The organism is Photobacterium sp. BZF1, from assembly GCF_014349205.1.
Classification (GTDB): Bacteria; Pseudomonadota; Gammaproteobacteria; order Enterobacterales; family Vibrionaceae; genus Photobacterium.
On record NZ_JACSOF010000250.1, the window covers coordinates 1 to 5,142 of the forward strand.

Genomic DNA, 5,142 nt, shown 5'->3' on the forward strand with positions numbered 1-5,142 from the left:
AGGAGGCTTAAGCCTCCTTATTTTTTATTTCTTATCTTTTTTATAGTTCATGTTTTATTTGTTATCTTGTTGATATAAAAAATAAATTTTGAATTGGTTTCGTCCCTCCTAAAACTGCACACTGTTTTCCAACAAATCATTCCGGGAAATATCCGAAGTAGGTTGGAGAACAATCGTATGAAAAAATCACTGTTTGTTATGGGTAGCCTGTTGGCTTCTTTGAGCTTTTCGCCAATTGCAATGGCGGATTTGGAAGATTGGCACGAAGAGCGTGTTGAGGAGCGAAGAGAGGAAAGACGTGAAGACCGTCAGGAAGAGCGACAAGAGGAACGCCAGGAAGAGCGTAGAGAGGAGCGTCGCGAAGAGAGAAGGGAAGAGCGCCGCGACGATTAATGTTTTTCTGAGTTTGTTGTAGATGCTGCTGAGTAACACAGGTTGTTACTCAGCAGAAATCTTATCAGCCTCAACTCTAAGCGTTGTATAGTTACTCAGGTTATTGAACGGGCTTGAGTCGATATAACTTTAGTTCATAGCCATTATAGAAACTGGTTAGCAGGCGGTTTTCACCTGGAATCAACCGCACTGAACTGACAACGTTAGTGTTCTTATCAAGGTTGTCTTTCAAAGTCGGGTCGTCTGCATTGGCATCAATTTGACGGATCACAATTCGATCATCCACATCTTTCTGGTAGTGGCTGAGGTATTTCACCTCAAATTTCTGATCTTGCTTATCCTGCCCATAGACATTCATCCGGTTGCCATTGAGTTCGACATAAAAACGTAGGCCATTTTCAGCCGTGGTGTACCACATCCCCTCATGCTGGTTAAAGGTCGGCAAGATCCTTTCTTTGGCTGTAATTAACGCGGCAGAAAAAATCAGTATGGTAATGAAGAAGTGGATAATTACTGTTTTATTTTTGAACATACTAGATTCTCGTCGCAGCCATAAAGCGTTTCTTTTACCTTGTCGATGTACTGATAGTTGTTTTGTTCTACTAAGCGTTCTAGGACTTCAATTTCGCTATCATCAGGAATGAACAATACGGTTGTATCACCCATACTGTAAGCGGTATCGGTGGGAAGGAACCAATGCAGCATGGCAACGATGACTAAACTGGCACACAAAGCAGAAAGGTAGAACCGAACAGACTTTAGATGGGAAAGCGAGTTCCTGTCATTTTCTACTTTTTGGCCTGTATTAGATGGGCTCTGGCTTAGCTGCGAAAGGGTTTTTCCAGTACCTTCAATAGTGTTGTCCAGATTAGAGTTTGCCGCTTCGGGAGCAGGGCTCATGGAGCCAGGATGTTGAGAAGGCATTGGGTCAGAGGATGCACTTTGCTCTTCAACGGGCGCTTGATGGACAACTGAACTTGATGGCTCAGTTTCATGGTATTCCGGCTCAACAGTCAGCTTATAACCGCGCTTTGGGACCGTTACGATATACGCCTTGCCTAAATCAAACAGTTTGGATCGTAGGCCATTGACTGTTTGGTTGATGGTGAAATCAGAAGCGTAGGTGCCAGCCCAAATGGTATCGGCCAACTCTTTGCGCAGGGTGACCTCTGGGTAGTTTTGGCAGAGGATTTTTAGCAACTCCATTTCTTTAATTCGGAGCTTATTTAACGCACCGGTTTGAGTCTGCCGGATGGTCAACTCATTGACAGAGACTTCCAATGTCTGCAATGAGATATAGGGTGATGTAGGTGCTTGGTTATTTTGCATATTGTTTGAGTAATAGCTGCGTAGTCAAAAGCCAATATAGAGGAAAAAAATAGTGCTACCGTTAGTTTTCTGTCAAAAACGACGATATTTCAAGCAAATAATTACTAGTATACTACGCATTTTCAAACTTGATAAAACAGGGTTATGACAACCCTGTATTCATCACCTTTTACTATGAATATGGTTGGTGAGTTCGAGGCTTTTTGCCGGAAGAAATGAGATTTAATAAAAAGCCCAATGGGCGATGTGAAGGCAGTCTTGTGAAATTCAAAAGCAAAATTGTGGCGTAAAAAATCCCGATATAACCATGGTTATATCGGGATTTGACAGGCAAGCGAATTGAGTGAGTTAAACCGAATTAGCTATACATTGGAACCAATGCAACGGTACCGATGATCACTGTCGCCAGGCCACATAGAACCGGCACAGAGGTACGTTTAACTACCTCGAATGGGCTTACGTTACCCATACCAGAGGTTGCCACGATTACACCAGATACTGGAGAAATGGTACGGCCTAGGTTTGAGGCTTGTAGCATTGGGATGATAAGGAATGCTGGGCTAAGGCCCATTTTACCGGCCAGTGCTGGAGCAAGCTCTACGAAAGCGTAGAACGGTGCGTTACCAGAACCTGTTGCGATAGCGGCTGCAACAGTCAGGCCTGTTAGTAGTAGCATTAGGGCAAAACCACCGGCACCTGCAGCTTCTGCTAGGCCGATCAGGTTGTCGATAGCACCGATAGACATCAGACCCTGTGCAAATACACCTGCAGCAACCAACAGCATAACAACACCTTTGAATGCGTCAGCCATACCTTGGTAACACGCTTCCAGATCTTCCAGTGTTTCTTTACCTTTGAAGCGCTTGGTAACGAAATCAACGATAGCACCGATAAAGATAGACATAACAACGATAGTGTAAATATCTAGCGTTAGGCCCGGGATAGTTTCGCCGTTGAAAGCAAATACGCCGATGATAGGAAGGAATGGCAAGATAGCGTAGTAAGCGGGTGCTTTTACTTCGATCTCAGAAATATCGACTTTTTCCATGACGATATTTTCTTTCTTGTCTAGGTATTTGTTCCAGAAAAATGCAGCCGCCGCCATAACGATGATGGCACAGATAGAGACAGGTAGTACGGTTTCTACCGCAAATACGTGCAATGGTAGGCCAGATTTCTCTGCTGCAACAATGACGTCACCTGAGGTTGGTGACAGGATGATTGCTGCTGGCGAGGCACAGATAGCCACTGCCGCAGGGCGCGAAATACCCATCGCTGTCATCATCGGGAACAGGGTAGCCATCAATAGTACACCCAGACCTGTTGCTGAACTTACCGCAAGAGACATCAAGCACGCTACGATGTAAGCCGCTACAAGCAATACATAAGGTGATTTAATAACAGAAAGTGGTTTCGAGAATTGTTTTACGACCACGTTGTTGGCACCGATGTGCGTCATGTAGGATGCAAAACCACAAAGAAGCATGATTTGCATACCCAGGCCGCCCCCGCGGTACTGCAGCATGTATTTCACATATTCTAATGAATCGGTGACAAAGTTACCGGTAGCCTGAATCTTTTCAGGTAGTACGTTATATCCTAAAATGCCGGTAATGAGCAGCAACAAGAGACCTGCTGTTAGTAGAACGCCCGCAGGCTTGTATCCTTTGATGATGAAATAGCCAACAGCAACCGTGACTGCCAAGCCAATCAATAGCTCCAACATGGAAAAAATCCTCTTAAACCACAAAATTAAGAAACAATGTGTCAATTGATAAAATTTTCTTACACATTATTTTCGATAAATTTACCTAAAAAGTGGTGGAGGGACGACAATAATCGGACCAGTTTATGATCTGAAACAGAATTTTGAGTAATGTGTTAATTTTGCGCTACAATCATGAAAAGATGCGCAACATCATATGTTTGAATGTCGTTAATGATTATATTTTGCTTGTCTTTTAAGCGGTGTAACCTAAACGTAGGTAATACATTGCCTATAGGGGTTAATAACTGATTTATCGTGTTACAAAATGTAAATTTAATTACATTTAACGATTGTTCTTTACATACTCCATAAAAGCTTTGTCAGCCACAGATAAATAGCCATCTTTACGCCATGCAATAGCGATATTCAAAATGACAGGCTGCTCAAAAGGGATGGGGACAACACCGGACTCATTTTCTGTCACCATGTCCAATAGGGCCGTAACCGCAAAGTCGTTGCGGACAATCTTCAAGATCATCGGCAGTAAGTTCGTTTCAAATGCAATATTGGGTTCAAAGCGGTTTTCTTGGCAAATGCGGTCAATGTATTCGCGGTGGAAATAGCCGGGTTTGAACATCACCAAGTCTTGTTCGAAGAAGGTTTTGAAGTCGATGGTGTCGAGGGTTGCCAATTCATTTTCAGGGTGGACAGCCGCAACCATTTGGGTGGTCAACAAGTGTTCTGTCGCAAGGCGTTCTGGTATGTGGTCACAATGGATAATGCCTAAATCGAGTTCTTTATCCAGCAGCATCTTACGGATAGTCTCGGTCCCTGCTTCGACGATAGTCAATTTTAGGTTGGGGTACTGGCTTTTGAAGCCCATCAAAATATCAGGCAGGTAATAGGATCCCAGAGAACTCGGTACCCCGAGTTTTACTTCACCTTTGGTCAGTCCTTTCAATTCTTCCATTGCAACGGTGGCGTCATGCACGCTCTGTAGGATCAGGCGAGCATGGCGAAGTAACACCTCACCTTCAGGAGTCAGGGTGACACGGCGCTCATTGCGATCGAACAGAACGATCCCAAGTTGTTCCTCAAATTTTTTCACCGCAATACTCAAAGCTGGCTGGGCAATATGAAGTTTGGCAGCTGCTCGGGTGAAGTTGGCTGTTTCGGCTAGGGTGACAAAGTAATTGAGCTGGCGAATATCCATGGACTATATATTTTCCTTATAGCTTCAATATTTTTAATATATTTTCACTATTCCTAGTGAATTGCTACCGTTGGATCAGAATTCTTTTTGCTGACAACCGACATGATAGACATTCAAACCACTGAATATCGAAGAGCCAGCTTTGCCTTGTGTTTGGGCTCATTCCTTATTTTCTGCAATCTGTATTTATTTCAGCCAATGCTGCCTTTGATGGCAGAGAACTTCGCGGTATCGGCTACCCGGGTCAATTGGTTGGTGGCCGCTGCGACATTAGCTCTGGCTGTCACGCTTGTACCGTGGGCGGTTTGGTCAGAACGTATCGGCAGACGGCCTGTGATGTTAATCAGCCTCAGCCTGTTACCTGTGATTGGTTTTTTGATGCTAACAGCAGAAAGCTTGCTAATGCTCAGCTTAAGCCGTGCCTTGATGGGAGCGGCATTGGCGGGCTTTGCCGCAGTGGCGGTGGCTTACATGGCTGAGGAATTTACCTCTCGTGCCC

The 5,142-nt window shown here is 44.3% G+C and carries 6 protein-coding genes; 2 read left to right on the plus strand and 4 right to left on the minus strand.

Annotated features, from left to right (window positions below; all coding sequences use genetic code 11):
• Positions 1–177 precede the first annotated feature (177 nt).
• The gene (locus BIZ37_RS29420; protein ID WP_187464565.1) at positions 178–393 is read left to right on the plus strand and encodes a hypothetical protein; all 216 of its coding nucleotides are present in this window, start codon (positions 178–180) and stop codon (positions 391–393) included.
• A 100-nt stretch (positions 394–493) separates the two neighbouring features.
• Here the strand turns inward: BIZ37_RS29420 and BIZ37_RS29425 are convergent, their stop codons facing one another.
• From BIZ37_RS29425 to BIZ37_RS29440, 4 genes are all read right to left on the minus strand, one after another.
• Positions 494–925: a hypothetical protein gene (locus tag BIZ37_RS29425; RefSeq protein ID WP_107297615.1), complete on the minus strand. Its 432-nt coding sequence runs from the start codon at positions 923–925 to the stop codon at positions 494–496.
• Positions 904–1,722 carry a winged helix-turn-helix domain-containing protein gene (locus BIZ37_RS29430; protein WP_187464566.1) on the minus strand — a complete coding sequence of 273 codons (819 nt, stop codon included), beginning with the start codon at positions 1,720–1,722 and terminating at the stop codon, positions 904–906. The genes BIZ37_RS29425 and BIZ37_RS29430 overlap by 22 nt, the downstream gene beginning before the upstream one ends.
• A 358-nt stretch (positions 1,723–2,080) precedes the next feature.
• Positions 2,081–3,448, minus strand: a complete 1,368-nt coding sequence (gene dcuC, locus BIZ37_RS29435) for an anaerobic C4-dicarboxylate transporter DcuC (protein ID WP_187464567.1) — start codon at positions 3,446–3,448, stop codon at positions 2,081–2,083.
• A gap of 325 nt (positions 3,449–3,773) precedes the next feature.
• Positions 3,774–4,643, minus strand: a complete 870-nt coding sequence (locus tag BIZ37_RS29440; RefSeq protein ID WP_187464568.1) for a LysR family transcriptional regulator — start codon at positions 4,641–4,643, stop codon at positions 3,774–3,776.
• Positions 4,644–4,745: 102 nt separating this feature from the next.
• Between BIZ37_RS29440 and BIZ37_RS29445 the strand changes: the two genes are divergently transcribed.
• Positions 4,746–5,142: MFS transporter (locus BIZ37_RS29445; RefSeq protein ID WP_187464569.1), on the plus strand; the 397-nt coding region annotated here is incomplete at its 3' end.

Excerpts from the sequence above, each read along its gene's own strand:
- BIZ37_RS29430 (WP_187464566.1), bottom strand. The coding sequence starts at position 1,722 with ATGCAAAATAACCAAGCACCTACATCACCCTATATCTCATTGCAGACA.
- BIZ37_RS29440 (WP_187464568.1), bottom strand. The coding sequence starts at position 4,643 with ATGGATATTCGCCAGCTCAATTACTTTGTCACCCTAGCCGAAACAGCC.
- BIZ37_RS29420 (WP_187464565.1), top strand. The coding sequence starts at position 178 with ATGAAAAAATCACTGTTTGTTATGGGTAGCCTGTTGGCTTCTTTGAGC.
- dcuC (WP_187464567.1), bottom strand. The coding sequence starts at position 3,448 with ATGTTGGAGCTATTGATTGGCTTGGCAGTCACGGTTGCTGTTGGCTAT.
- BIZ37_RS29425 (WP_107297615.1), bottom strand. The coding sequence starts at position 925 with ATGTTCAAAAATAAAACAGTAATTATCCACTTCTTCATTACCATACTG.